Annotated in this window: 24 protein-coding genes; 22 read left to right on the top strand and 2 right to left on the bottom strand. The window is 69.8% G+C overall.

Annotation, left to right across the window (positions count from 1 at the left end; all coding sequences use genetic code 11):
* Positions 1 to 70 precede the first annotated feature (70 nt).
* The gene (locus ABFX36_RS05155) at positions 71 to 1,678 is read right to left on the bottom strand and encodes a DUF222 domain-containing protein (protein WP_346075235.1); all 1,608 of its coding nucleotides are present in this window, start codon (positions 1,676 to 1,678) and stop codon (positions 71 to 73) included.
* 295 nt (positions 1,679 to 1,973) lie between these two features.
* On the opposite strand from ABFX36_RS05155, the gene ABFX36_RS05160 reads away from it, so the two are divergent.
* The 12 genes from ABFX36_RS05160 to ABFX36_RS05215 all read left to right on the top strand — a co-directional run bounded on the left by ABFX36_RS05160 (position 1,974) and on the right by ABFX36_RS05215 (position 18,889).
* On the top strand, positions 1,974 to 2,381 hold the full coding sequence (locus ABFX36_RS05160) for an OsmC family protein (RefSeq protein WP_045540633.1): 408 nt from the start codon (positions 1,974 to 1,976) through the stop codon (positions 2,379 to 2,381).
* Complete coding sequence (locus tag ABFX36_RS05165; protein WP_006896669.1) at positions 2,381 to 2,650, top strand: acylphosphatase; 270 nt, start codon at positions 2,381 to 2,383, stop codon at positions 2,648 to 2,650. Before ABFX36_RS05160 ends, ABFX36_RS05165 begins: the two co-directional genes overlap by 1 nt.
* Before the next feature lie 20 nt (positions 2,651 to 2,670).
* Positions 2,671 to 6,309, top strand: a complete 3,639-nt coding sequence (gene smc, locus ABFX36_RS05170; protein WP_346075239.1) for a chromosome segregation protein SMC — start codon at positions 2,671 to 2,673, stop codon at positions 6,307 to 6,309.
* 16 nt (positions 6,310 to 6,325) lie between these two features.
* Positions 6,326 to 7,723: a signal recognition particle-docking protein FtsY gene (gene ftsY / locus ABFX36_RS05175; RefSeq protein WP_346075241.1), complete on the top strand. Its 1,398-nt coding sequence runs from the start codon at positions 6,326 to 6,328 to the stop codon at positions 7,721 to 7,723.
* Between the two features lie 225 nt (positions 7,724 to 7,948).
* Complete coding sequence (locus ABFX36_RS05180; protein ID WP_045539699.1) at positions 7,949 to 8,575, top strand: TetR/AcrR family transcriptional regulator; 627 nt, start codon at positions 7,949 to 7,951, stop codon at positions 8,573 to 8,575.
* 46 nt (positions 8,576 to 8,621) lie between these two features.
* Complete coding sequence (locus tag ABFX36_RS05185; protein WP_278127097.1) at positions 8,622 to 10,244, top strand: acyl-CoA dehydrogenase family protein; 1,623 nt, start codon at positions 8,622 to 8,624, stop codon at positions 10,242 to 10,244.
* Positions 10,245 to 10,330: 86 nt separating this feature from the next.
* Positions 10,331 to 11,848, top strand: a complete 1,518-nt coding sequence (locus tag ABFX36_RS05190; RefSeq protein WP_346075244.1) for a class I adenylate-forming enzyme family protein — start codon at positions 10,331 to 10,333, stop codon at positions 11,846 to 11,848.
* Between the two features lie 144 nt (positions 11,849 to 11,992).
* Positions 11,993 to 13,327 carry an ammonium transporter gene (locus tag ABFX36_RS05195; protein ID WP_346075246.1) on the top strand — a complete coding sequence of 445 codons (1,335 nt, stop codon included), beginning with the start codon at positions 11,993 to 11,995 and terminating at the stop codon, positions 13,325 to 13,327.
* 43 nt (positions 13,328 to 13,370) lie between these two features.
* On the top strand, positions 13,371 to 13,709 hold the full coding sequence (locus ABFX36_RS05200) for a P-II family nitrogen regulator (RefSeq protein WP_006896676.1): 339 nt from the start codon (positions 13,371 to 13,373) through the stop codon (positions 13,707 to 13,709).
* Complete coding sequence (locus ABFX36_RS05205) at positions 13,684 to 16,101, top strand: [protein-PII] uridylyltransferase (RefSeq protein ID WP_346075248.1); 2,418 nt, start codon at positions 13,684 to 13,686, stop codon at positions 16,099 to 16,101. Before ABFX36_RS05200 ends, ABFX36_RS05205 begins: the two co-directional genes overlap by 26 nt.
* 66 nt (positions 16,102 to 16,167) lie before the next feature.
* Positions 16,168 to 17,745, top strand: coding sequence for a signal recognition particle protein (gene ffh, locus ABFX36_RS05210; RefSeq protein WP_006897915.1), 1,578 nt, complete (start codon positions 16,168 to 16,170; stop codon positions 17,743 to 17,745).
* A 70-nt stretch (positions 17,746 to 17,815) separates the two neighbouring features.
* The gene (locus ABFX36_RS05215) at positions 17,816 to 18,889 is read left to right on the top strand and encodes an amidohydrolase family protein (protein WP_346075251.1); all 1,074 of its coding nucleotides are present in this window, start codon (positions 17,816 to 17,818) and stop codon (positions 18,887 to 18,889) included.
* Between the two features lie 22 nt (positions 18,890 to 18,911).
* Here ABFX36_RS05215 and ABFX36_RS05220 read toward each other — a convergent pair whose 3' ends face one another.
* Entirely contained in the window at positions 18,912 to 19,568 is a 657-nt protein-coding gene (locus ABFX36_RS05220) for a hypothetical protein (protein ID WP_006897913.1), read from the bottom strand.
* A gap of 281 nt (positions 19,569 to 19,849) precedes the next feature.
* Between ABFX36_RS05220 and rpsP the strand changes: the two genes are divergently transcribed.
* The 10 genes from rpsP (at position 19,850) to ABFX36_RS05270 (ending at position 26,105) form a co-directional block, all read left to right on the top strand.
* Positions 19,850 to 20,314 (top strand): 30S ribosomal protein S16, encoded by a 465-nt coding sequence (rpsP, locus tag ABFX36_RS05225; protein ID WP_006897912.1) that lies wholly within the window; start codon positions 19,850 to 19,852, stop codon positions 20,312 to 20,314.
* On the top strand, positions 20,311 to 20,553 hold the full coding sequence (locus ABFX36_RS05230; RefSeq protein WP_006897911.1) for an RNA-binding protein: 243 nt from the start codon (positions 20,311 to 20,313) through the stop codon (positions 20,551 to 20,553). Before rpsP ends, ABFX36_RS05230 begins: the two co-directional genes overlap by 4 nt.
* Before the next feature lie 22 nt (positions 20,554 to 20,575).
* Positions 20,576 to 21,103 (top strand): ribosome maturation factor RimM, encoded by a 528-nt coding sequence (gene rimM / locus ABFX36_RS05235; protein ID WP_006897909.1) that lies wholly within the window; start codon positions 20,576 to 20,578, stop codon positions 21,101 to 21,103.
* Between the two features lies 1 nt (position 21,104).
* On the top strand, positions 21,105 to 21,785 hold the full coding sequence (trmD, locus tag ABFX36_RS05240) for a tRNA (guanosine(37)-N1)-methyltransferase TrmD (RefSeq protein WP_346075255.1): 681 nt from the start codon (positions 21,105 to 21,107) through the stop codon (positions 21,783 to 21,785).
* A 71-nt stretch (positions 21,786 to 21,856) separates the two neighbouring features.
* Positions 21,857 to 23,086, top strand: coding sequence for a hypothetical protein (locus ABFX36_RS05245; RefSeq protein WP_346075257.1), 1,230 nt, complete (start codon positions 21,857 to 21,859; stop codon positions 23,084 to 23,086).
* Positions 23,087 to 23,264: 178 nt separating this feature from the next.
* Positions 23,265 to 23,606, top strand: a complete 342-nt coding sequence (rplS, locus tag ABFX36_RS05250; RefSeq protein ID WP_006897906.1) for a 50S ribosomal protein L19 — start codon at positions 23,265 to 23,267, stop codon at positions 23,604 to 23,606.
* A gap of 134 nt (positions 23,607 to 23,740) precedes the next feature.
* The gene (lepB, locus tag ABFX36_RS05255; protein WP_006897905.1) at positions 23,741 to 24,607 is read left to right on the top strand and encodes a signal peptidase I; all 867 of its coding nucleotides are present in this window, start codon (positions 23,741 to 23,743) and stop codon (positions 24,605 to 24,607) included.
* Entirely contained in the window at positions 24,607 to 25,266 is a 660-nt protein-coding gene (locus tag ABFX36_RS05260; RefSeq protein WP_062366791.1) for a ribonuclease HII, read from the top strand. The genes lepB and ABFX36_RS05260 overlap by 1 nt, the downstream gene beginning before the upstream one ends.
* Positions 25,266 to 25,577 (top strand): DUF2469 domain-containing protein, encoded by a 312-nt coding sequence (locus tag ABFX36_RS05265; RefSeq protein ID WP_006897903.1) that lies wholly within the window; start codon positions 25,266 to 25,268, stop codon positions 25,575 to 25,577. The genes ABFX36_RS05260 and ABFX36_RS05265 overlap by 1 nt, the downstream gene beginning before the upstream one ends.
* A 111-nt stretch (positions 25,578 to 25,688) precedes the next feature.
* Positions 25,689 to 26,105, top strand: a complete 417-nt coding sequence (locus ABFX36_RS05270) for a YraN family protein (RefSeq protein ID WP_082781265.1) — start codon at positions 25,689 to 25,691, stop codon at positions 26,103 to 26,105.

The following is a 26,105-nucleotide window of genomic DNA, read 5'->3' on the forward strand; positions in this document are numbered from 1 at the left end:
ACGGCTCCCGCGGCCGGTCACGGCTGGTTGAGTCTGTGGCGATCGACCGGCTCCGCCGATGCCGCTGGACTCAGAACGGCGGCTCGCCGTCGGTGACCGTCGCGATTTCCCGCTGTCGGCGGTTGGCGGCGCGCCTCTGGGTGCGGTAGCGGTGCTTGGCCTGAGTGCGGATCAGTCGCCGTTCCGGTTCATTCTCGGCGTGTCGGTTCTCCGGGCGCGTCGCGGGCGAGTCCGACATGCCGAACGACACGCCGTGCCGGCACTGAATGTGCCCGAGCTCGGGCAGCAGCCACAGGTTCATCGCCTGTCGGCGGACGGTCACCCCGTCCGGCGTGGTGACTTCGGTCCAGATGACGCCGTTGGCGTCGACGATCTGATCATCGACCCACCCTTCGGCGTGGGTTTTCACGCCATGATGGAAACGGCACTTCGGATTCAGATTGCACACGCACGTCGGCCCGCCGTTGCCCGGATCGCGGTGGTCGAATTCGACGACGTGATCGAGGTCGGACTTCCACGCCGGGCGGTCGCAGCCGGCGACGGTGCAGGTGCCGAACAGGGCGCGGACGGCTGTGTCGACCGCCGCCGAGGGGCGGTACCGACCGGCGTGTCGCATGCAGTCGGCGATCACCGTGTCCAGATCCAACTCGCGAATCACCGCGTCGGGACGACGCACCAACTCCCGGGCGTGGTGGGCGGAGATCGGACCGACGCCATCCTCGTACGCCGGTAGCTGCGACACGCCGTCGAGCGCCTCCTTGCGCACCACGACGTGAACCATCACCTGGGCGCGCCGCGCGTCGATCTGCGCGGGCGCCAACTCCGAGACGCAGTCGTCCCGCTCGCACAGGCAGGTGAACTGGCTCTGCTGCAGCAGTGCGGTAGCGGCGTCGGACCGGCGGGCCTGCTTGGTTCGCGGGTCGAACGGGCACACGCCGTCGGCGAGCGCGTTGATCGCCCCGAGGGAGATCGCCGCGTCCTCGGTGGAGCCGACGATCACCATCTCCGACACGCCGTCGGCGACCGGCGTCACCGACACCTTCTTGCTCGACGCGACCTGCTCACGAGTCAGGGTCGCGGCGTCCGGGTCGTGCTCGGCCACGATCGCGGCGACGGTCGACTCCACCCGGTTCGCCGACAGTCCACCCATTCCGGCCAGACGATGTGCGATCTCCGCATCAATGAAGGCGAGCAGGTCGCCGTCGTCGACCAACGCGGTCTGCTCCACGGCTCGAACGAACCACCCCGGAGTGAGAACCCCGTCGCGCATCAGTCGGCCGATCGACGGAATCCGCTCGAAACACGCGATCGCCCGATCGACGAACAACTCACCCGCGTACTGCCGGACCCCGGCCGCTGTCGCATACGAGGCCGCCATCTGGCACTGCGGATCAAACAACCGCGTGTACGCATCGACCGACGCGTCGGCCTCTAATTCCGCTTGCTTCGCCCGATACAGCGAGTACACCGCCTGATAGCGATGCCACATCACCAACCCCTGATAGCAGTCAGCCCGCGCTGCGAAGGTCAACAACGCGGCACGATCAGCCCGCGACACCGCAGCCGCATCCGAACCGGACCCGTCGGTCGAACCTGCCGGACATCCGATCCGGATCACGATCGACCCGTCGTCGACCACCACCGACGAGCCGGAATGCTCCCTCACATGCATGTTCACGCCTCCCCTTCGAGTGCCTCGAACTTACATTCGATGATATCGGCAGGGTCTGACAAATCACTCGAACGGAACGAGGCGGATTCAGCGCACCGTTCTCGGCGACGCGCTCTCTTCGACGTCCTCAAGCCGATCCGCAGGGCGAGCCGGCCACCCGGTAGGTTGAACAGTCTTGGAACGCCGACGGCCGGGAAGGTCTGCGAGGCCGGCGGCGTTCGACCGGGGGAGGCGTGAACACCGAGACGTGAACACCGAGACGTGAACACCTCCACGAACGGCAGATGAAAGGCACGACGACATGACTGAACTGTGGGTCCAGCGGACCGGAACCCGGAGGTACACCGGGCAGAGCTCGCGCGGGGCGCAGGTCCTCATCGGCTCGGAGGACGTCGAGGGCGTCTTCACCCCGGGTGAACTCATGAAGATCGCACTCGCCGCGTGCACGGGGATGTCGTCGGACCGGCCGCTCTCGCGCCGACTGGGCGACGACTACGACGCCACCGTGCGGGTCTCGGGCGACGCCGACCGGGAGAACGAGCGGTACCCGCAGCTGGACGAGGTCCTGGAAGTGGACCTCTCCGAACTCGACCCGGAGGCCGCCGAGCGCCTGCTCGTGGTCGTCGAGCGCGCCATCGACAAGGTCTGCACGGTCGGCCGCACCCTGAAGGCGGGAACTCAGGTCTCGCTCACCATGGAGACCGAGTGATGCAGCGCCTCACCGCGTGGGTGCACGGGCGAGTCCAAGGCGTCGGATTCCGCTGGTGGACCCGGTCGCGAGCGCTGGAACTCGGTCTGGTGGGATACGCCTCGAACCAGCCCGACGGTCGGGTGCTCGTGGTCGCCGAAGGTCCGCATGAATCGCTGACGGCACTGCTGGCCGCGCTGCGCTCGTCCGACACCCCCGGCCGAGTCGATCTGGTGGTGGAGTCCTTCGAGGCGGCACGCGGTGGTTTGACGGGCTTCGTCGAGCGCTGATCCGGGTAGGCTGTCAGGTCGTGCACTTGAAGAGCCTCACCCTGAAAGGGTTCAAATCGTTCGCGTCGTCGACGACGCTGCGGTTCGAGCCCGGCATCACGTGTGTGGTGGGGCCCAACGGGTCGGGCAAGTCGAATGTCGTCGACGCCCTGACCTGGGTGATGGGGGAGCAGGGCGCCAAGGCCCTGCGCGGCGGAAAGATGGCCGACGTCATCTTCGCCGGGACCTCCGGTCGCGCCCCGCTGGGCCGCGCCGAAGTGACCCTGACCATCGACAACTCGGACGGCGCGCTGCCGATCGAGTACTCCGAGGTGTCGGTGACGCGGCGCATGTTCCGCGACGGCGCGGGCGAGTACGAGATCAACGGCAACTCGTGCCGCCTGATGGACGTTCAGGAACTGCTGTCCGATTCGGGCATCGGCCGCGAGATGCACGTCATCCTGGGGCAGGGCCGGCTGGCGGCGATCCTGGAGGCCCGGCCGGAGGAACGGCGCGCGTTCATCGAGGAGGCCGCCGGGGTCCTCAAGCACCGTCGCCGCAAGGAGAAGGCGGTCCGCAAACTCGACGCGATGGCCGCCAACCTGGACCGTCTCACCGATCTGACGACGGAACTCCGCCGCCAGCTCAAGCCGCTCGGCCGGCAGGCCGAAGTGGCGCGGCGCGCGGCGACCGTCCAGGCCGATCTGCGCGACGCCCGCTTGCGGCTGGCCGCCGACGACCTCGTGAAGCGACGCGAGGAGATGGCGCAGCACAGCGCCGTGGAGGCCGACGTCCGGCGACAGCAGGACGAGGTGGCGGCCGCGCTGGACGCCGCCACGGAGGCGCTGTCGGCAGCACAGGAGCATCTGGCGCAGGTGGCGCCCGCGGCGAGTGAGGCCGGACGCGTCTTCTACCAACTCGGCGCACTGTCGGAGCGGGTCGGCGGCACGTTGCGGCTCGCCGGTGAACGCGCGGCGAACCTGGCCTCGCCGAGCGTCGCCAACTCCGGTTCCGATCCCGAGGAACTGGAACGGCAGGCCGAACGCGCTGCGATGACTGAGGCCGAGCACACCGAGGCGGTCGAGGCGGCCGCCGAGCGGCTGGAGTACGCGACCGCCGCGCTGCAGGCCGCCGAGCAGGTGGCCAACGAGGCCGAGCGCGCGCACTTGGCCGCGGTGCAGGCCGTCGCCGACCGCCGCGAGGGTCTGGCGCGGTTGGAGGGCGAGGCCGCGAACCTGCGAACCAAGGTGGAGTCGGTGGACGCCGAGACCGCCCGGCTGACGGCGTCGATCGAGGCGGCCGCCGAGCGGGCCGACACCGCGCAGGCGGCCCTCGATCAGGAGGTGGCGCGGGTCAGGATCCTCGAGGACGCCGAACGCGGCCTCGATGAGCACCACGAACGATGTGCGGCGGCGCTGGCCGAGGCCACTGCGACCGTCGAACGGCTCCGCCAGAGTGAGCGCGAGACCGCCAGATCGATCGCGTCGCTCAGCGCGCGGATCGAAGCGCTCTCGGTCGGTCTGGAACGCGGTGACGGCGGGGCCTGGCTGATCGAACGCGGAACCGAGGGCGTCCTCGTGCCGCTGTCGGAGCTGCTGACGGTGAAGCCGGGCTACGAAGCCGCCATGGCGGGAGCGCTGGGGCCGGCCGCCGATGCGATCACGACGGTCGACGCGCTCGCCGCGGTGCGGGCCCTGCGCGAACTGCGCAGCGGCGACGGCGGGCGAGCGGCCCTCATCGTCGGGGGACTGCCCGGCGTCGACCCCGACCGTCGGCCGTCGCTGCCCGACGGTGCAGTGTGGGCCCGTGACCTGGTCACCGCACCCGACGAGGTGGCGGGCGCGCTCGACGTGCTGCTCGCCGAGACGATCGTCGTCGACGATCCCGAGACCGGGCTGGACCTGGCCCGTGAGCTCGGAGTGGTCGGCGTCACGCGCGACGGCGACCGCATCTCCTCGGCCAGCGTGGAGGGCGGATCCGCACGACGGCCGTCGACCATCGAGGTGCAGTCCGCGATCGATACCGCGACACACGACCTCGCGGCCGCCGAGGAGACGGCACTGCGTCTGGAATCCGAGCTGGCCGCGGCCATCGCCGAACAGGAACGGGCGCGTGAGGACGCCGAGGGGGCGCTCGCTGCCCTCCACGAGTCCGACGCGAACCTCGGGGCGGCCTACGAGTCGCTCGGGCGTCTCGGTTCGGACATCCGTGCTGCACGGGATGAGGCCGACCGGCTCGTGCGGCAACGCAACTTCGTCGAACAGGGCCGCGCGGAGAATCTCGAGAAGCTCACCGAGGTGGAGGAGCGCCTGGCCCGCGCCGTCGACGGTGCAGCCGAAGAGCCGGTCGCCGACGGCGACAGAGCGATGCGCGATGCCGCCGCGGCGGAAGTCGCGTCCGCTCGGTCCGCCGAGGTCGAGACGCGTCTGACACTGCGGACCGCCGAGGAACGCCTGGCGTCGGTGCGCGGAAAGGCCGAGAGTCTGCGTCGCGCGGCGGCCAACGAGCGGGCCAATCGGGAGCGCCAGCGGCGCCAGGACGCTCTCCGCAAGTACGCGGCCGGCGTGGCGAGTGCGGTGGCCGACACCGGAGAACGACTCGCGGACGCGGTGGCCGCGGCCGTGACCGACGCGGCGCAGGCTCGCGACGAACTCGAAGCCATCCGTTCCCAGCGCACGGCCGAGGTGGACGCCCTGCGGGCGCAGGTGGACCAGCTCAGCACGGTGATGAACAAACTGCGCGACGCCGTCCACCGCGACGAACTCGCCAGAGCGCAGGCCGCCTTGCGCATCGAACAGCTCGAGGAGCAGGTGCTCGAACAGTTCGCGATCGCGCCGGACGACCTGGTGGCCGAGTACGGACCGGATGTCCCGATGCCGCCGTCGGATCTGGAGGTGCGCGAGTACGAGGACGCCAAGGCTCGCGGCGAACAAGTGGTGGCCCCCGCGCCGATGCCGTTCGACCGCGCCACCCAGGAGATGCGTGCGCGCAAGGCGGAGAAGGACCTCAAGACACTCGGCCGCGTGAACCCGCTCGCCCTGGAGGAGTTCGCGGCCCTCGAGGAACGCTACAACTTCCTGTCGGCGCAGCTGGAGGACGTGAAGGCTGCGCGCAAAGACCTGATGGACGTCATCGACGACGTCGACGCCCGGATCCTCCAAGTCTTCACCGATGCGTACGCCGACGTGGAGCGAGAGTTCGTCCAGGTCTTCGCGACGCTGTTCCCCGGGGGCGAGGGCCGGCTGGTCCTGACCGATCCGGACGACATGCTCACCACCGGGGTGGACGTGGAGGCGCGGCCGCCGGGCAAGAAGGTGAAGCGACTGTCGTTGCTCTCCGGCGGCGAGAAGTCGTTGACCGCCGTCGCCATGCTCGTCGCGATCTTCCGGGCGCGGCCCTCGCCTTTCTACGTGATGGACGAGGTGGAGGCCGCCCTCGACGACGCAAATCTGCGCAGGCTCATCTCCCTGTTCGAACAGCTGCGGGAGAAGTCTCAGCTGATCGTCATCACCCACCAGAAACCGACCATGGAGATCGCGGACGCGCTCTACGGCGTGAGCATGCGGGGCGACGGGATCACCCAGGTGATCTCCCAACGACTGCGCGGGGTGGACGTGACCCCGGCCGCCGCCGCACCCGATCCTTCGACTTCACCAACCGACTCCGCTCCCACGAGCTGAAGGGACAACTTCTCCAGTGGACACCCAACTCATCGCCGGCATCGTCATCGCGATCGTCGTCATCCTCGCCCTGGTCGCCGGCGCCGGCTACGCGTTGAATCGCCGCCGCCGGATCTCGCTCCGGGACGAGCCCGCCGCCGGGACCGATCAGGTCACCGACGGATCGCAACGGCAAGTCGATCGTTCCGGGGGCTACAAGGCCGGTTCCGGATTCTCCTTCAGCCAGGGCGGGGCGGGATCGGCGACCCTCGACCGTCCGGAGCCGCCGACGCCGCCCACACCGGAGCCCGTCGCCGAGCCCGAGCCTGCCGCTCAGGTCGAGCCGGAGACCGACGAAACCACCGTCGTACAACCGCCGGCGGCCGAACCGGAACCGGTCGTCGAGCCCGAGCAGGTCGTCGAGCCCGAACCGGTCGCAGAACCCGAGCCCGTGGCCGAACCCGCACCTGTCGCCGAACCGGCACCCGTCGACACCGCTCCAGCGCTCGACGAGATCGCGCCGACCGCGGGACGGCTTTCCCGCCTGCGCGGGCGCCTGTCGCGGTCGCAGGGTGCGATCGGCGCGAGCGTGCTCGGGCTGCTCGGCGCGGGCGATCTGGACGAGGACAGCTGGGAGGAGATCGAGGACACGCTGGTGATGGCCGATCTCGGCACCGCCGCCACGTCGACGGTCACCGAACGGCTCCGTGAGGAACTGGCGACGGGCAAGGTCCGCTCGGCCGAGGACGCGCGCGCCGCCCTCAAGCGGGTCCTCGTGGAGCAGTTGCATCCCGAACTCGATCGCTCCGTTCGGGCCCTTCCCCATGCGGACCGACCGGCGGTCGTGCTGGTGGCCGGGGTCAACGGCGTCGGCAAGACCACCACCACCGGCAAGCTCGCGCGCGTGCTGGTGGCCGACGGCCGCCGCGTGCTGCTGGGCGCCGCCGACACCTTCCGTGCCGCCGCGGCCGACCAACTGCAGACCTGGGGTGAGCGCGTCGGCGCCGGAATCGTCCGCGGCAAGGAGGGTGCCGACCCGGCCTCGGTCGCCTTCGACGCCGTCAGCACCGGAATCACCGAAGGCGTGGACGTGGTGCTGATCGACACCGCGGGCCGTCTGCACACCAAGGCGGGCCTGATGGACGAGCTCGGCAAGGTCAAGCGAGTGGTCGAGAAGAAGGCCGTGGTGGACGAGGTGCTGCTGGTCCTGGACGCCACGGTCGGCCAGAACGGTCTGATGCAGGCCAAGGTGTTCGCCGAAGTGGTCTCGCTGACCGGCGTGGTGCTCACCAAACTCGACGGCACCGCCAAGGGCGGCATCGTGTTCCGCATCCAGGAGGAGCTCGGCGTCCCCGTGAAGCTGGTCGGGCTCGGCGAAGGCGCCGACGACCTCGCTCCGTTCGAGCCGGAGGCATTCGTCGACGCGCTGCTGTAGCGCGCTGCTTTTTCGAACCGACGTCTGTACCGAACCGGCGTCTGTACCGAACTGAGTCGCCAGGATCGTCCCTGTGACGGACAGTCGAGGACATATCGCCCTCGCCGGTCCGTCACAGGGACGATCTTGTTCTCCGACCCCCTTGTGACTTCGGTTGAATCGTGATTCAATTCTTCTAACAGTTGAATCGCGATTCAAAGTTTGACCCCGGGCTGAGAGGTGACGATGGCGTACCGACCGACCGCGGCCACCCGACGGAGTGCGGAGGCCAAACGTGCCTCGATCCTCGCGACGGCGCGCCGGATCGTGGCCGACTCCGGTTTCTCCGGCGCTACCGTCGCGGCGATCGCCGAGGGGAGCGGAGTCAGCGTCGGATCGGTGTACTCGTACTTCGACAACCGCGAGGCGCTCCTGGCCGAGGTCTTCCGGGACGCCGCCGGCTACGAGTTCGACCAGGTGCGCCGCGCGGTCGAGGCGGTCGGCGGCGATCCCGGCCGGGAGCTGGGCACGCTCATCGACGTCTTCGCCGACCGCGCTCTTCGCGGCCGCCGCCTGGCGTGGTCGCTGCTCTTCGAGCCGGTGATACCGACGGTGGAGGCCGAACGTCTGCATCTCCGGCAGTCGTACCGCGAGCTCGGCGAGCGGATCATCGCCGACGGCGTCGCCGCCGGAGTGTTCGTCGACCAGGACGCGCCGGTCGTGGCGTCGGCCGTGATGGGAGCGATCTCCGAAGCGCTCGTCGGAGCGCTCGACCCGGACACGGCACCGCTTCCGCACTCCGACCCGGCCGAGCTGGTGGCGACCATCCGCCGATTCTGCTTTCTGGCGCTGGGTGCCACCGCGCCGGTCTGAACCGAACCGACAGACCCCGATCGATCAACCGAAGGAGCCCGCCGCCATGCCCGCCACACACGAGGTCTTCAATCAGGCGCCCGCCCGCGTCGACGTCAACGAGTTCACCAGCCACACAGCGCTGGTGGAGGCGGTGAACGTCTACGGCGCCGGATGGGCCGCCGATGCGCTCACCGAGGCAGGCGCCCTGGTGGGCCGGGCCGATTTCCAGCGCGACGCCGAACTCGCCAACACGATCACCCCCGAACTGCACACCCACGATCGCTGGGGCAACCGGATCGACGACATCGACTTCCACCCGGCCTATCACCGCATCATCGGCGACGCGATCGCCCACGGCGCCCACACCAGCTGCTGGTCGGACCCGCGCGCGGGTGCGCACGTGGCGCGGGCCGCGATGTTCATGCAGTTCGGGCAGATCGAGCCGGGCCACGCCTGCCCGGTGAGCATGACGCATGCCGTCGTCCCGTCGCTGCGAGTGGACGAGAAGCTCGCCGAGCAGTGGCTTCCGCGTGTCTTCTCGCGCGAGTACCGGCACGACCTCGGTTCCGGACAGAAGACCTCGGCGATCTTCGGCATGGCGATGACCGAGAAGCAGGGTGGCTCCGACGTCCGCGCCAACACCACCCGCGCGGTGGAGTTGTCGGACGGCATGTACTCGATCACCGGCCACAAGTGGTTCTGCTCGGCACCGCAGTCGGACGCCTTCCTGGTGCTCGCCCAGACCGCTCCGGGCGTCACCTGCTTCGTGGTGCCGCGCGTGCTGCCCGACGGCACCCGCAACGTCTTCAACGTCCAGCGGCTCAAGAACAAGCTCGGCAACAAGTCGAACGCCTCGAGCGAGGTGGAGTTCGACGGCACCGTCGGCTGGCGCCTCGGCGACGAGGGCGCGGGCGTACGGACCATCATCGAGATGGTCAACCAGACCCGGCTCGACTGCGTGATCGGCAGCGCCGCGGGCATGCGCCAGTCAGTGGCCGAGGCGGCGTGGCATGTGCGCCACCGCTCGGCCTTCGGCGCGAGGCTCGTCGACCAGCCGGCGATGACCGCCGTCGTCGCCGACCTGCAGGTGGAGGCCGAGGCCGCGATCTGGACCGCGATGCGACTGGCCGCCGCCTATGACGACGACGCCGACGAGTCCGCGGCCTTCCGCAGGCTCGCGACCGCCGTCGGCAAGTACTGGGTCTGCAAACGCGGTCCCAACCACGCCTACGAGGCGCTCGAATGTCTCGGCGGCAACGGCTACTGCGAGAACGGTTTCCCGCTCTCGCGCCGGTACCGGGAACAGCCGGTCATGGCGGTCTGGGAGGGGTCGGGCAATGTCATCGCACTCGACGTCCTGCGTGCCATGATGCGTGACCCGATGTCCGTGGAGGCGGTCGACAACGAGTTCGAGCGCGCACTCGGGGTGTATCGCGAGTACGACCTCCACGTCGAGAAGACCCGCAAACTCGTCGCGCAGGCGTCCGCCGACCCCGCGGGCGCTCCCGCAGTGGCCCGCCGGCTCACCGAATCGATGGCGATCGCGCTGCAGGGCTCGATCCTCATCCGGCAGGCGCCCGAGTCGGTGACCGACGCATTCGTCGCCGGACGGATCGCCGATCCGGGCCACATGTACGGCGTCCTCGACTCGGCACTCGACCTCGCGGGAATCGTCGCCCGCGCCTGAATCCGGCGCGACCGGCCCACGGTCCACACCACCGCACCCTCCCTCCCCGGCCTCCCGAGGCCGTCGTCTTTCGAAAGAGCGTCTCGATGCATCTGACCGCCACTCTGGAGCGCAGCGCGCGCCTGAATCCGACCAAAGCCGCCGTCGTCCACGGCGAGGAGGAGATCACGTACAGCGAGCTCCTCGACCGGGCGCGACGTGCGGCGTCGGTGCTCATCGGCGCCGGTGTCGGGCCGGGCGACCGGGTGGCGGTCATGACGTACAACACGCCGGGGTTCGTCGTGGCGGCGTTCGGCGCCTGGTTCGCGGGTGCCGCGCTGGTTCCGGTCAACCACAAGTTCGCCGCGCCGGAGGTGGCCTACGCGCTCGAGCACAGCGGCGCGGTCGTCGGCGTCGTCTCCGGATCCCTCGCCGAGACCGCGGTGGCCGGCGCGCCGGGGTTCCGGTGGTTCACCACCGAGAGCGCTCACGACGGCCTGCCCGACTTCGACGAGTCGGTCCGCGCCGCCGCTCCTGTCCCGGGCGCCGTCGACTCGGACCTCGACTCGGTGGCGCAGGTGCTCTACACGTCGGGGACCACCAGTTCGCCCAAAGGCTGCCTGCACACGCATCGCACCCTGTCCGGCCTGGCGCCGGCGCTCGCGGCCACCCTGGGGTTCACGCAGGACGAGCGGTTCCTGCTCGCGATGCCCATCTGGCACGCCGCGCCGCTCAACGACTGGCTGCTGACGATGATCGCCCTCGGTGCGACGACTGTTCTGATGCGCGAGTTCCATCCGGCCGAACTGCTGCCCGCCGTCGAGCGCTACCGGATCACCGCCTTCTTCGGTTCGCCGATCGCGTACCTCCTGCCGGTGCAACTGGCCGACGCCGGCGCGCTCGACTTCGCCGACCACGACCTGTCGACCGTGTCGAAGTGGCTGTACGGCGGCGCGTCGCTCGGCGAGGCCACGGCCCGCAGGCTGGTGGCGGCCTACCGCAGTGACCGCTTCTTTCAGGTGTACGGCATGAGCGAGATGGGGCCGGCGGGCACGGCCCTGTATCCCCACGAGCAACTGGCGAAGGCCGGCTCGATCGGCCGAGGTCCGATGGTCGGCGTCGACCTGCGCTTGGTCGACGCCGACGGACGCGACGTCGGTCCCGGCGACACGGGCGAGATCTGGCTGCGCGGCGACACCCGGATGATCGGCTACCTGAACAACGAGACCGCCACAGCCGACTGCTTCGTCGGCGACTGGTTCCGCACCGGCGACGTCGCACGGATGGACCGGGACGGCTACCTCTACATCGTCGACAGACTGAAGGACGTGATCATCGTCGGGGGCGAGAACGTCCACTCGCAGGAGGTGGAGGAGGTGCTGCGCGCGCATCCCCGCCTGGCGGACGTCGCGGTGATCGGCCGTCCGCACCCCGAATGGGGCGAGACGGTCGTCGCGATGTGCGTCACCGTCGACGGGACCGAACTGACGCTCGACGAGGTGCGCGAGTTCCTCGCCGACAAGCTCGCTCGCTACAAACTGCCGCGCGAGGTGGTGACGGTCGAGACACTGCCGCGCAATCCCAGCGGAAAGATCCTCAAGCACGTACTGCGCGGACAAGTGTGACCCGGCCGCCGCGCAACACCCGCGAAACATTTCCGCGGATTCCTTGACGGCCCCGAAACTTCTGCGCGACGCGGCACGCAACACCAGCGTTGCACTCTTATCGCGAGACGTCGATCGGCGACGTCTCGCGAGGAGGTGCGAGGAGTGCAGACTGCATTGCCGGACAACGTGTTCGGAACCGTTGATGCGGGTAATACCGCTTGGGTGATCGTGAGCGCATCGCTCGTGCTGTTGATGACACCCGCGCTGGCGTTCTTCTACGGAGGGCTCTCGCGTGCCAAGTCCGTGCTGAACATGATGATGATGTCGTTCGCGGCGCTCGGCACGGTCACGGTGATCTACGTGCTGTGGGGATTCTCGATGTCCTTCGGGAACTCCTTGACCGGCACCGGCGACATCGGGGGACTGTTCGCCAATCCGTTCTCACTGTTCGGGTCGGACCAACTGATGCAGACCAGGTCGGTCGGCGATGCGACGCAGTTCGTGGTGTGGGGGAGCACCCAGATTCCGGCGACCGTCTTCATGGCGTTCCAACTGACCTTCGCCGTGATCACAGTCGCGCTCATCAGCGGTGCGATCGCCGAACGCGTCAAGTTCGCCACCTGGGTGGCGTTCACCGTGCTGTTCGCGACCATCGTCTACTTCCCGCTCGCCCACATGGTGTGGGGCGGCGGACTGATGTCGAACGCGAAGGACTCGATCGCCTCCTGGCTGTTCGGCGTCGCCGACGGAGTGGCGAAGGTCGCGCCCATCGACTTCGCCGGAGGCACCGTCGTCCACATCAACGCCGGCATGGCCGGCCTGGTGCTGGCGCTGGTGGTCGGCAAACGCCGCGGGTTCGGCCGCACCTCGTACCGTCCGCACAACATTCCCTTCGTGATGCTCGGCGCGGCCCTGCTGTGGTTCGGCTGGTTCGGCTTCAACGCCGGCTCCGAGCTCGCCGCCGACGCCACCGCCGGCCTCGTGTGGATCAACACCGCCGCGGCGACGGCCGCCGCGATGATCGGGTGGCTGGCCGTGGAATGGATCCGAGACCGCCACCCGACGAGCGTCGGTGCGGCCTCCGGCGTCGTCGCCGGACTGGTGGCAGTCACGCCCGCCTGCGGCGCCCTCACCCCGGTCGGCTCGTTGTTCCTCGGTGTGGTCGCCGGTGCGCTCGCGGCCGTCGCGATCGGGCTGAAGTACCGGCTCGGCTTCGACGACTCGCTGGACGTGGTGGGCGTGCACCTCGTCGCCGGTCTGTGGGGCACGATCGCGATCGGTCTCCTCTCCAAGGACTCGGGTCTGTTCTACGGCCATGACTACAGACAGCTGGTGGTGCAGGCGGCGATCGCCCTGTTCGCGCTCGTGTTCACCGGAATCCTGACCTTCGCGATCGCGATGGTGCTCAAGCCGCTCGGCTGGCGTGTGGACCGGGAGGCGGAGTTCACCGGCATCGACAGCGCCGAGCACGCCGAGAGTGCGTACGAGCCGGCATGAGTTCAGCAGACACTAGTCTCGATCGGGAGAGAAGGGTTTATCCATGAAACTGATCACCGCAATCGTCAAGCCGTTCACCCTCGAGGACGTCAAAGCCGGTCTGGAGCACATCGGGATCGTCGGGATGACCGTCAGCGAGGTACAGGGCTACGGGCGGCAGAAGGGGCACACCGAGGTGTACCGCGGCGCCGAGTACGCCGTCGACTTCGTCCCGAAGGTCCGGGTGGAGGTCGTCGTCGACGATGAGGCAGTGGACCAGGTGGCCGAGGTGATCGTCGAGTCGGCCCGCACCGGGAAGATCGGTGACGGGAAGGTCTGGGTGACACCGGTGGAGTCGATCATCCGGGTGCGGACCGGTGAACGCGGACCAGAGGCCATCTGAGGCCGGGCGGGCGCCGGGGTCCACCTCCGGCGCCACGCTCGGTGCGGCGAGATCGGTGCTGCTGCAGGACGATTCCCTGGTCGGAGCGCGTCAGCGCGAGGCGATCGGCGCACTGTTCGAGGACTGGCTCGTGGAGCGGGCACGGTCGCTCGGGATCGTCGAGCGCAGCGGATTCGCCGTTGTCGCGGTCGGCAGCCTGGGTCGCCGGGAGATGGTCGGCTACTCCGACCTCGACCTGATCCTGGTGCACGACGACCGGTACCCCGAACGACTGTCGGAGGTGGCGGACGGACTCTGGTACCCGCTGTGGGACGCGGGAATCTCCCTCGACCACAGTGTGCGATCGGTGCCGGAGGCCATGCGGGTGACGCGCGAGGACGCCACGGCCGCGCTCGGGCTCCTCGACTCCCGGTTCATCGCCGGCGACGAGGACCTCGCCCGGTTGATGACCGTCTCGGTGCGCAACCTCTGGCGGTCGGAGGCGCGGATGCGGTTGCCGCAGGTGATCGAAGCCGCGGAAGACCGCTGGCGGCGCACCGGCGACATCGCCCACCGCGCCGAGCCGGATCTGAAGAACGGCCGCGGGGGACTGCGCGACATCCAGTTGCTGAATGCGCTCGCGCTCGCGCAGTTGACCGACGGGCTCGCCCGTCTCGATCCCGGCACCGAGGGTTCGCCGCTGCCGCGTGCCTACGACTTCCTGCTCGCCGCGCGCGGCGAGGCGCATCGGATCGCCGGCCGGGCACGTGACCAGATCCGCGCCCAGGATGCCGACGACATCGCCGCGGCACTCGGTGTCGCCGATCGCTTCGAGCTCTCCCGGCGGATCAGCGATGCCGGACGGACCACCTCGTACGCTGTCGACGCCGGTTTGCGCACCGCCCAGAACGCCGTGAGCCGACGCGGGTTCTCTCGGTTGCGCCGCGCCGCGGCATTGCGGCACCCGCTCGACGAAGGGGTGGTCGAACAGGGCGGCGAGGTGGTACTCGCACGCTCGGCCATTCCCAGCCAGGATCCGGGTCTGGTGCTGCGGGTGGCCGCGGCGGCCGCCCGGAACCGGCTGCCGATCAACGGCCCGGCGCTCGAGCGCCTGGCCACCTACGGTGCGCCGATGCCGGAGCCGTGGTCGTCGGAGGCCCTCGCCGATCTGCTGGTGCTGCTGGCGTCGGGGCACGACATGGCCGGCCCGATCGAGGCCCTCGACCGGGCCGGACTGTGGGGCGCACTGTTCCCCGAATGGGATCGGGTCCGCGACCTGCCGCCCCGCGACGGCATTCACACCTGGACCGTCGACCGGCATCTCATCGAGACGGTCGCCGCGGCGGCGGAACTGACCACCAGCGTCTCGCGTCCCGATCTGCTGCTGCTCGGCGCGTTGCTGCACGACATCGGCAAGGGGCGCGGCGGCGACCACTGCGCCGTCGGCGCCGAACTCGCCGAACACATCGGGCGGCGTCTGGGCCTGTGGGAGCCGGATCGGCGCCTGCTCGCCGAACTCGTCCGCCACCATCTGCTGCTCCACCGGGTGGTGACGCGTCGCGACCCGGCCGATCCGGAGGTCGTGGCGCACGTGGCCGACGTGCTCGGCGGGAGCGCGGTCCTGGCCGAACTCCTGGGAGCCCTCTCGGACGCCGACTCCCGCGCCACCGGCCCGGGGGTGTGGGGGGAGTGGAAGGCCACCCTGATCTCCGGGTTGGTCGAACGCGTCGTCGCGCACATCGGCGGAGCGCCGGTGCCCGCACCCGACCCGATCCCGCCGGACCTGCGTGAGCTGGCCGACCGCGGCGGTCTCCACGTGAGCCTGCGTCCCGGGGACGGTCCGAACATGACGATCGTCACCATGATCGCGCCCGACCGGCCGGGACTGCTGTCGAAGATGGCCGGTGTGCTCGCACTGTCGGGCCTGCACGCGCACTCGGCGACGGTCGCCGGTCATGCCGGGCACGCCGTCGACTCGTTCGTGGTGATGCCGACCTTCGGCGGTCCGCCCGATGCGCCGCTGCTGCGGCAACGTCTGGCCGCGGTGCTCGACGGCGATCGGGACCCGGTGGCCGAGCTGGCGGCGCGGGCGGCAGCCCGCCTGCCCGAGGCGGGGGTCTCCGGCCGACCCGCGGTCCCGGTGAGCCGCACCGCGGCGCCGCCGCGGGCACGCTGGCTCGCGGGCCCGCACGGGCGTCCGCTGCTGGAACTGCGCGCGGCCGACGACGAAGGCCTTCTCGCGCGCGTCGCCGCCGAGCTGGAGAAGGCGCGTGCCGACGTCGCCTGGGCGAAGGTCTCCACCCTGGGTGCGACGGCCGTCGACACCTTCTGCCTCAGCCTCCCGGACGACGGACCGGCGGCGCGCCACGCGGTGGCGGCGGCGGTCCTGGCGGTCTGCGCGCCCACGCGGTGAGGCCCGGCCCGGAGCCGATCACGATCCGCGCGACATCGCCGTGCCCGGACGTGGAAGGATGGAGGAATGTTCGAATCCCTCTCTGACCGGTTGACCGGTGCTCTGAAGGACCTGCGCGGCAAGGGACGGCTGACCGACGCGGACATCGACGCGACCGCGCGCGAGATCCGCCTCGCACTGCTCGAGGCCGACGTCTCGCTGCCCGTGGTCCGCGCCTTCATCAGCCGCATCAAGGAACGCGCGAAGGGCGCCGAGGTCTCCGGCGCCCTGAATCCGGCTCAACAGATCGTCAAGATCGTCAACGAGGAACTGGTCGGCATCCTGGGCGGCGAGACGCGGCGCATCCGCCTCGCAAAGAACCCGCCGACGGTCATCATGCTCGCCGGTCTGCAGGGCGCCGGTAAGACGACCCTCGCGGGCAAGCTGTCGGCGTGGCTGGTCAAGCAGGGTCACACGCCGCTGCTCGTGGCCTGTGACCTACAGCGCCCCGGCGCCGTGCAGCAGCTCCAGATCGTCGGTGAGCGGGCCGGAGTGCCGGTCTTCGCGCCGCATCCGGGCACCTCGGTCGGCGGCGAGGGCGAACTCGGCGTCGACGGCTCGGCCGATCCGGTCGCCGTCGCACGGGCCGGCGTGCAGGAGGCCCGCGACAAGCAGCACGATGTGGTCATCATCGACACCGCGGGCCGTCTGGGCATCGACGCGGAACTGATGCGGCAGGCCTCCGACATCCGGGACGCGACCGACCCGGACGAGGTGCTGTTCGTCCTCGACGCCATGATCGGCCAGGACGCGGTCACCACCGCCCAGGCCTTCGCCGACGGCGTCGACTTCACCGGCGTGGTCCTCACCAAGCTCGACGGCGACGCCCGGGGCGGCGCCGCGCTCTCGGTCCGCGAGATCACCGGACGGCCGATCATGTTCGCCTCGACCGGTGAGAAACTCGACGACTTCGACGTCTTCCATCCGGACCGCATGGCCAGCCGCATCCTGGGGATGGGCGACGTCCTCTCGCTCATCGAGCAGGCCGAGCAGCACTTCGACCAGGCCGAGGCGGAGAAGACCGCTGCCAAGATCAGCCAGGGCGAGCTGACGCTGGAGGACTTCCTGCAGCAGATGCTGATGATCCGCAAGATGGGACCGATCGGGAACCTGTTGGGCATGCTTCCCGGCGCAGGCGACATGAAGGACGCGCTCTCGCAGGTCGACGACAAGCAGCTCGACAAGATCCAGGCGATCATCCGGGGCATGACGCCCGCCGAGCGCGACAACCCGAAGATCATCAACGCCTCCCGACGGATCCGCATAGCGAACGGCTCCGGCGTCACGGTGACCGACGTGAACCAGCTCGTCGACCGGTTCTTCGCCGCACGCAAGATGATGTCGCAGATGTCGGGCCGGATGGGCATGGGCGGCGGCCGCAAGAACGCGCGCAAGGGCAAGAAGGGCAAGAAGGGGAAGGGCAAGGGTCGCGGACCCACGCCGCCCAAGGCGATGCGCGGCGGATTCCCGGGCATGCCCGGCATGCCGCCGGGCATGGGACTGCCGCCCGGTCTGGATCTGAGCAACATGCCTCCCGGCCTCGACGAACTGCCGCCCGGTCTGGAGGGCATCGACCTCAACGACCTGAAGTTCCCCAAGAAGTAGGTTTCCCGAGAAGTCAGCGGTCGCCGGCCGTCGCCGAATCGCGAACGGCTCGGCCGCGAAAGGCCCTGTGATGACTCAAGCGCTCGAATTCACCGGTACCGATCCGTTCACCGGCGAGGCCCTGACCTTCTGGGTCGTCGACGGAGCCGTCTCGACCGAGCCGGTCGCCGGCGCTGAGAAGGCCGGGGGCGGATGGATCGTCCCGGGTCTGGTGGACGCGCACAACCACGTCGGCATCGCACCCGGGCTCGGGGTCACCATCGACCGGGCGCGCGAGTACGCGAGGGCCGACGCCCGGGCCGGTGCGCTGCTGATCCGCGAGGTGGGATCGCCGCTCGACACCCATCCGCTCGACGCCGACCCGACCGGGCCCCGTTTCATCCGGTCGGGCAAGCACATCGCCCGGCCCAAGCGCTACCTGCGCGACTACGGTGTGGAACTCGAGAACCCGGACGATCTGGCGGACGAGGTGGCACGTCAGGCCCGCGACGGAGACGGATGGGTCAAGCTGGTCGGCGACTGGATCGACCGCGAGGTGGGCGATCTGGCTCCGCTGTGGACCCGCGATCAGCTCGACGCGGCCGTCGCCGCCGCGCACGAGAACGGTGCCCGGATCACCGCCCACGTCTTCGGAGCGGACGGGCTCGACGACATCATCGGGGCGGGGTTCGACTCGATCGAGCACGGCACCGGTCTGAGCGAGGACCTGATCGACGAGATGGTGCGCAAGGACATCGCGTTGGTGCCGACCCTGATTCAGCTGGAGAACTTCCCGGAGATCGCCGACGGTGCGGACCGATTCCCGATGTACCAGGCCAACATGCGGGCGCTGTACGCCGGTCGAGGCGAGGTCTTCGCCCGGGCCCGCGAGGCGGGGGTGCGGATCTACGCGGGCACCGATGCGGGCGGGTTCATCGGGCACGGCCGGATCGTCGACGAGATCGAGGCCCTCGTCGGTGTCGGTTTCAGCCCGCTCGACGCGCTGGCCGCGGCCTCGACCGCCCCGCGCGAGTGGCTGGGAGCGTCCGGGCTCGAGCACGGTGCACGCGCCGACTTCATGGTCCTCGACGCCGATCCGGCTGCCGACCTGACGACGTTGCGGCGACCGCTCCACGTGGTCTGCGGCGGCGAGAAGATCGCATAGCCCACGGCGTGAGCCGCGCCGGTCAGCCGAGGATCTGCAGCACGCCGATCACGATCAGCAGCACCGTGACGAACCAGCCCGCATAGCGGATCACCACTTCGCGGTTGCGCCGGCCGTAGGCGAACACCCGTCCGATCCACCAGTGTGGGCGGGCACGCACCACCACCAGCGCCAGGCCGGCGAGCAGGGGCAGGCTCAGGGCCACCGTGGCGTACAGGACCACACCGAGATACCGCTCGGTGAGCGGGATGTCGGTCGCCGACAGGACCGCCAGGCCCGCGTAGAACGGCACGGACGTGGCAGACTGGACCACGCCGAGCACGAATCCGACCAGCAGGGTCAGGGGGGACGGCGCCCGCAGCGGCGTGAGGATCTTGTCGACTAGGTCCGACGAGTCACCGCCGCGCCAGGTGAGGAATGCGGTGAGCAGACCGGTCAGGATCAGCAGGATCCCGAACAGCGGTGAGGAGATCACGGCGTCGACCACCGATTGGAGGCCGTCGAACACCAGCATCACGGCGATCGCCAGAACGAGAACCCCGAGCCAGTCGCCGATCAGCACCAGCGGCGCGATCCGCCGGTACTGGCCGGGGCCCAGTATGAGCGCCAGCGTGACGAGAACCCCGATCAGGAGCACGTTCACCGAGTCGACGAATGCGAGCGACAGGGCGTGCAGCATGGATTCTCAGGTCTCCGGGGCGTCGTGCGGCGGCCGGTGCGGCCGCCGATGTCCGATGTCACGCTACCGGCTGCACGCGCCGGGACCGATTTCCGGTGGTCGGGACCCAGTGAGCCGGTGCTCCGGTTTGGGTGGCGGCTCGTAGCTCTGGCAGAATGAGTCGCTGGTTCGCCGGAGCCGGCCACGGCCGACCGGCGGTCACCCCGATAGAGAACGCAAAACCGGGCTCGTCGCCGATCGGCGGGTCGCTGAATTGCGCTGTGACACAAGGAGACGCCCACATGGCTGTCAAGATCAAGCTCACCCGGCTCGGCAAGATCCGCAACCCGCAGTACCGCATCGTCGTCGCCGACGCCCGCACTCGCCGCGACGGCCGCGTCATCGAGACCATCGGCAAGTACCACCCGAAGGAAGAGCCGTCGCTGATCGAGGTCGACTCGGAGCGCGCTCAGTACTGGCTGGGCGTCGGCGCGCAGCCGACCGAGCCGGTCGCCGCCATCCTGAAGATCACCGGTGACTGGCAGAAGTTCAAGGGCCTGCCGGGCGCCGAGGGCACCCTGAAGGTCGCCGAGCCGAAGACCTCCAAGCAGGATCTGTTCAACGCCGCCCTCGCCGCTGCCGAGAACGAGCCGGCCGCCGCCGCGACCACCGCCAAGAAGAAGGCCAAGAAGGCTGACGAGAAGGCCGACGACGCCGCTGCCGAGGCTCCCGCCGAGGAGGCCGGTGACGCCAAGGCGGACGCGTGAGCGCCGTCGTCGCGGACGCCGTCGAACACCTCGTTCGCGGCATCGTCGCCAACCCGGACGACGTCCGGGTCGACCTCATCACCGGCCGTCGCGGCCGGATGGTCGAGGTTCATGTCAACCCCGACGATCTCGGCAAGGTGATCGGCCGCAACGGCCGCACCGCCACCGCGCTGCGCACCCTGGTCTCCGGCATCGGCGGCCGCGGTGTGCGCGTGGACATCGTCGACACCGATCGCTGATCGAAAGCAGGACTCGGATCTGATGGATCTGGTGATCGGTCGTGTCGTCAAGACGCACGGAGTCCGCGGTGAAGTCGTCGTCGACATCCGCACGGACGATCCCGCCGGACGTTTCGCGGTCGGCACGCGCCTGCGCGGCCGTGCCCCGCGGACTGCCGGCGGCGGGGAGACCGAGTACGAAGTGACAGCCGCCCGGATGCATGCCGGGCGGCTGTTGCTGTCGCTTGCCGGCGTAGGCGGTCGCGACGAGGCGGACCGGCTGCGCGGCACCCTGTTCGTCATCGACGCCGCCGACGTCGACTCCGGCGACGACCCGGACGAGTTCTACGACCACGAGCTCGAGGGACTGCCCGTCGCGACGGTCGGCGGTGAGAGCGTCGGCACGGTCAGAGAGGTGCTGCACCTGCCCGGTGGCGAACTGCTGTCGGTGACCACCGGTGACGGTCGCGAGGTGCTAGTGCCGTTCGTGCGCGAGATCGTCCCCACCGTGACCCGCGAGGGCATCGAGATCGATCCGCCCGACGGCCTGATCGACCCAGTCGAGGACTGACATGCGCATCGATGTCGTGACGATCTTCCCGGAGTACCTCGAACCGATGCGGGCGGCACTCCTCGGAAAGGCGATCGACGCCGGACTGATCGAGGTCGGCGTCCACGATCTGCGGCAGTGGACGTACGACGTCCACCACAGCGTCGACGACGCGCCCTACGGCGGCGGTCCAGGGATGGTGATGAAGCCACAGGTGTGGGGCGAGGCGCTCGACGCCGTCTGCCCGGACGACGCGCTGCTGGTGGTGCCGACGCCGGCGGGCGTGCCCTTCACACAGGCCACGGCCCAGCGCTGGAGTTCCGAGCGGCATCTGGTCTTCGCGTGCGGCCGTTACGAGGGGATCGATCAGCGGGTCTTCGACGACGCCGCCCGCCGGGTGCGTGTGGAGGAGGTCTCGCTCGGCGACTTCGTGCTGATCGGCGGCGAGGTGGCGGTCCTCGCCATGGTCGAGGCCACCACCCGTCTGATGCCGGGTGTGCTCGGCAATCCGCAGTCGCACCAGGAGGATTCGTTCTCCGACGGGTTGCTCGAAGGTCCGAGTTACACCCGTCCCAGAGTGTGGCGCGGACTGGAGGTGCCCGCGGTGCTCCTGTCCGGAGACCATGGCCGAGTCGCGCAGTGGCGGCACGAGCAGTCGCGTGAACGCACGCGTGAGCGGCGCCCGGACCTGATGGAGGACTGATCCGGGCGGGCGGACGCCGTGTGCTGCGGCGTGTCGCGGAACCGGTGCGGCCGCCGCTGCGTCCAACGAGTATGAGCACCACGTGGACGGTGGCCGCCGAGGAACTCCTCGCCCGGCTCGATTCGATGGATCCCGGCGCAGCCGCGGCCGACGCCGCGGAGATCGCCCGCATCGTCGACGCCGCGCGGGCGATCGGGGAGCGGATGGCCGCCGTGTTCGGCACCGGTTCGCTCGTCGGTGCGGCCGCGGACGGCGGGGCGAGGGCCGGTGTCGATCTCGCGGAGCGGATCACATCCACCTCGGATCGTCTCGCGAGCGGCCGTAGCTCGCTGGCCTCCGCCTCGGGCGTGCTGGCCGGAGCGGTGGCGTATCGGCCCAGGATCGTCGCACTGAGCGTCGTCGGCACCACCCAGCCCGCAGTGCTGTCGGCGCTGCTCGGCGTCGGCACCGAACTGGCAGGGGTGTACAACGCTCCGATGGACTCCTCGGCCCGCGGCCTCCTCTCCGGCGGTCCGGACGCGTCGCCTGCCTCGCACGGAGCACCCGCGGCCGCCGACACGGCCGACCGAGCGGCAGTTCCGGCAGTGGCCGGACCGATGGCTGCGGACGTCCCGTCCGGCGACGGACCGCCGGTCGGGGACGGTCCGGTCGCCGCCGCACCCGATCAGGGCGCCGGCGCCGCGCCCGCGGCCGGCCCTCCGCGACCCGGTGTCGCCGCGGATGCGGGCCCGAAGCAGTCGTCGGCGGGTCCCGGACCCTCACCGGGAGCGGCTCCGGCCGCTGCGAGAGGCCCGACCGGCCCGTCCGCGGGCGACGGCGGTACCGGCCCGCCGGGCAGCACCGCCCGCCCTGGCCCGTCTCGTCACACGTCTTCGGCTCGGTCGGCGGAGCTCTCAGCCGCGCCTGGCGTCCTCGCCACCGTCCCGCCGCCGGTGCGGGCCGCCCCGTCGGTGCCGGCCGCGCCGAGGTCGGTCGTGTCTGAGACGACCTCGCCCGCGTCGCGAGCGGCGTCGGTGCCGGCAGGGCGCCCGGCGACGGCAGGCAATGCCTCCGCCTCCCGGCCGGGCGGCGGGCCGTACGGAGCCGCACCGTCGGCGCGACGCTCCGAGGACGAGGACGGCCACAGGCCCGCCGACTATCTGCGCTCGGCGACGGAGGGGATCCTCGTGCTGGGCCCGCAGCCGCTCGTCGCGCCGGCGGTCATCGGCGATCTCGAGGAAGGCGTTCCCGAGGCCGGGCCCGGCACCGACGTGCAACCGCCCGGCGACGATGACGACCAGGAACTCGACCTGACGCTGTGATCGCGGATTTCCCTCATGCCGGGTGGAGGTGGCACAATGTTTCAGGTTGCCTGCCGGAGACCTCGCGTCGACCGCTGCAGCGCACGGACCCCATGCCACGGGCATGAACCGGTCGAACCCCGCCGAATTCGCGTCGGGGCCGCCAGGTTCCTCTGTCCCCGCCCAGATTGGACGAGAAATGAACACCCTGGACCTCATCGACAAGCAGTCCCTTCGCGACGACATCCCCGAGTTCGGCCCCGGCGACACCCTCGACGTGCACGTCAAGGTCATCGAGGGATCGAAGGAGCGCGTGCAGGTCTTCAAGGGCGTCGTGATCCGCCGCCAGGGCGGCGGCATCCGCGAGACCTTCACGGTCCGCAAGGTCTCGTTCGGTGTCGGTGTGGAGCGCACCTTCCCCGTGCACAGCCCGAACATCGCCAAGATCGACGTCCTGACCCGCGGTGACGTCCGTCGCGCGAAGCTGTACTACCTGCGCGATCTGCGCGGCAAGGCTGCGAAGATCAAGGAGAAGCGCTGAGCTTCTGCTCGCCCCGGCGAGAAACGAACATCCAGACCCCGTCCCGCACGGCGCCGACCACTTCGGCCCGCGGGGCGGGGTCTGTTCGTGTCGGCCCGGCGGCGCGTCGAAAGTGAACCGGGTGGTCGGGAGCGGTGACGGACATCAGTACCCTGTTCTACGTGGACGACAACACCCGCGGGGACGACCCGTCGCAGGCTAACGACGAGCGCGGCAGCAGTGGGGGCGCCGAGTCCGATTCCGGATTCACCTTCCGGGACGACGCCCCCGAGGACGAGCAGAAGGGCAAGAGCCGCTGGCTCCGCGAACTGCTGATCATCGTCGGCATCGTGCTGGTGCTCATGTTCGTGTTCACCCAGTTCTTCTTCCGGCAGTACGTGGTGCCGTCGGAGTCCATGGAACCGACCCTGCACGGCTGCTACGGGTGCACCAACGACCACATCGTGGTCGACAAGATGGTGTACCGGTTCAGTGACCCGAAGCCAGGTGACGTGGTGGTCTTCAAGGCCCCGACCAGTTCGTGGGACGAAGGGTGGTCGTCGCCTCGCTCGTCGAACCCGGTGGTGCACAAGATCCAGGACGTGCTGTCGCTGTTCGCTCTCGCGCCGCCGGACGAGAACAACCTCGTCAAGCGGGTGATCGCGGTCGGCGGGCAGACCGTCCAGTGCCGCGAGGCCGACGGCAAGGGTGTCACGGTGGACGGCAAGCCCCTCCACGAGCCGTACATCGACAAGCAGTTGCAGGCGCAGACCTACCAGCAGTCGGGCGGGGTGCTCGGTCAGGGCTCGTGCTACGGCAGCGACTTCGGCCCGATCAAGGTGCCCGAGGGCAATCTCTGGGTGATGGGCGACAACCGCAGCAACTCCGCCGACTCACGGGCCCACATCGACGACGAGTTCCACGGCACGGTGCCGGTCTCCGACGTCCGCGGCAAGGTCCGGTTCATCATCTACCCGTTCTCCCGGATCGGGGGCGTGGGCTCGGTCGACCCGCAGAGCTGATGCCCGGATCGACTCGATGGCCCCCGCGGTCGCCGGTTCGGAAGGCAGCGGGATTGCGGACACTGGAGTTCACCCTGGCCCGCCAGGGGCTCGGCCCGGTGGCCGGCGTCGACGAGGCAGGCCGGGGTGCGTGCGCCGGCCCGCTGGTGGTGGCGGCGTGCGTGCTGAGCACTTCGCAACTGAAGTCTCTCGCTGCGCTGGACGACTCCAAAAAGCTCTCGGAGCCGGTGCGCGAGAAGCTCTACTCGGCGGTCGTGCGGCATGCGGTCAGTTGGAAGGTGGTGGCGATCCCGGCGGCCGAGGTGGACCGGCTCGGGGTCCACGTCGCCAACATCGAAGGCATGCGGCGCGCGGTGGCCGGACTGTCGGTGCGGCCCGGGTACGTCCTGTCCGACGGATTCCACGTGCCGGGGCTGCCTGCGCCGTCGCTACCGGTGATCGGGGGCGACGCGAACGCGGCGTGCATCGCCGCCGCCTCGATCCTCGCGAAGGTGACCCGCGACCGGATGATGGTGGCACTCGACGACGAGGTGCCGGGCTATCAGTTCGCGGTGCACAAGGGCTACAGCACGGCCCTGCACATGGAGTGTCTGGACGCGCGCGGTCCCTCGGCGGAGCACCGTATGTCGTACCGGAACGTCCGCGATAGGCTGGCCTGATGAGCGCTGAGGATCTCGAGAAGTACGAAGCCGAGATGGAGCTGTCCCTGTACAAGGAGTACAAGGACATCGTCGGTCAGTTCACCTACGTCGTGGAGACCGAGCGCCGCTTCTACCTCGCGAACGGTGTGAATCTGGTTCCGCGCAATGCGGACGGCGAAGTCTATTTCGAGATTCACATGACCGATGCGTGGGTGTGGGACATGTACCGGCCCGCTCGCTTCGTCAAGCAGGTTCGCGTGGTGACGTTCAAAGACGTCAACATCGAGGAACTGGAGAAGCCGGAACTGCGGCTGCCCGACGAGCCCTGAGCCCCGGGCGGGTGGTCGCGGACTGTGCAGAACACCCGCGGTATGCACACTCGCCGAGGAACGGGTGATCGGGACCTGTCACGGTCGCCGCAGCGGCGCATCCTGTCCCGCATGGGGGAACAACGGGAGCAGCGAAAGCGGGAGAAGCGGGGCGTGGACCGCCGCGGTCTGATCGGGCGGGTCGGCGAGGATCTGGCCGCGGCGCGCCTGGCGGATCTCGGCTGGCGGATCCTCGACCGGAACTGGCGGACGAGGTACGGCGAGCTCGACATCGTCGCCGCCGACGGTCGGACTCTGGTGATCGTGGAAGTGAAGACGCGGGCCAGCCGGACGTTCACCGATCCGCTCGGTGCGGTGACCCCCGACAAGCTGCGCCGGATGCGGCGGCTGGCACAGCAGTGGCTGGCTCAGCAGGACGCGTTCTGGGAGGTCGTCCGTTTCGACGTGGTCTCGGTGCAGTTGGACATGACCGATCCGGAGGACCTCGAGCGCGCGATGTGGTGGCACCACGTCGGTGTGTGCGAGTAG

It is taken from the genome of Gordonia cholesterolivorans, assembly GCF_039531975.1.
GTDB lineage: Bacteria > Actinomycetota > Actinomycetes > Mycobacteriales > Mycobacteriaceae > Gordonia > Gordonia sihwensis.

Coding starts and splice junctions, on each gene's coding strand:
- ABFX36_RS05215 (WP_346075251.1), top strand. CDS start 17,816: ATGACTCAAGCGCTCGAATTCACCGGTACCGATCCGTTCACCGGCGAG.
- trmD (WP_346075255.1), top strand. CDS start 21,105: ATGCGCATCGATGTCGTGACGATCTTCCCGGAGTACCTCGAACCGATG.
- ABFX36_RS05245 (WP_346075257.1), top strand. CDS start 21,857: ATGAGCACCACGTGGACGGTGGCCGCCGAGGAACTCCTCGCCCGGCTC.
- ABFX36_RS05220 (WP_006897913.1), bottom strand. CDS start 19,568: ATGCTGCACGCCCTGTCGCTCGCATTCGTCGACTCGGTGAACGTGCTC.
- rplS (WP_006897906.1), top strand. CDS start 23,265: ATGAACACCCTGGACCTCATCGACAAGCAGTCCCTTCGCGACGACATC.
- ABFX36_RS05160 (WP_045540633.1), top strand. CDS start 1,974: ATGACTGAACTGTGGGTCCAGCGGACCGGAACCCGGAGGTACACCGGG.
- ABFX36_RS05260 (WP_062366791.1), top strand. CDS start 24,607: ATGCCCGGATCGACTCGATGGCCCCCGCGGTCGCCGGTTCGGAAGGCA.
- rimM (WP_006897909.1), top strand. CDS start 20,576: ATGGATCTGGTGATCGGTCGTGTCGTCAAGACGCACGGAGTCCGCGGT.
- ABFX36_RS05270 (WP_082781265.1), top strand. CDS start 25,689: ATGGGGGAACAACGGGAGCAGCGAAAGCGGGAGAAGCGGGGCGTGGAC.
- ABFX36_RS05200 (WP_006896676.1), top strand. CDS start 13,371: ATGAAACTGATCACCGCAATCGTCAAGCCGTTCACCCTCGAGGACGTC.
- ffh (WP_006897915.1), top strand. CDS start 16,168: ATGTTCGAATCCCTCTCTGACCGGTTGACCGGTGCTCTGAAGGACCTG.
- ABFX36_RS05180 (WP_045539699.1), top strand. CDS start 7,949: ATGGCGTACCGACCGACCGCGGCCACCCGACGGAGTGCGGAGGCCAAA.
- ABFX36_RS05190 (WP_346075244.1), top strand. CDS start 10,331: ATGCATCTGACCGCCACTCTGGAGCGCAGCGCGCGCCTGAATCCGACC.
- ABFX36_RS05265 (WP_006897903.1), top strand. CDS start 25,266: ATGAGCGCTGAGGATCTCGAGAAGTACGAAGCCGAGATGGAGCTGTCC.
- rpsP (WP_006897912.1), top strand. CDS start 19,850: ATGGCTGTCAAGATCAAGCTCACCCGGCTCGGCAAGATCCGCAACCCG.
- ABFX36_RS05165 (WP_006896669.1), top strand. CDS start 2,381: ATGCAGCGCCTCACCGCGTGGGTGCACGGGCGAGTCCAAGGCGTCGGA.
- ABFX36_RS05185 (WP_278127097.1), top strand. CDS start 8,622: ATGCCCGCCACACACGAGGTCTTCAATCAGGCGCCCGCCCGCGTCGAC.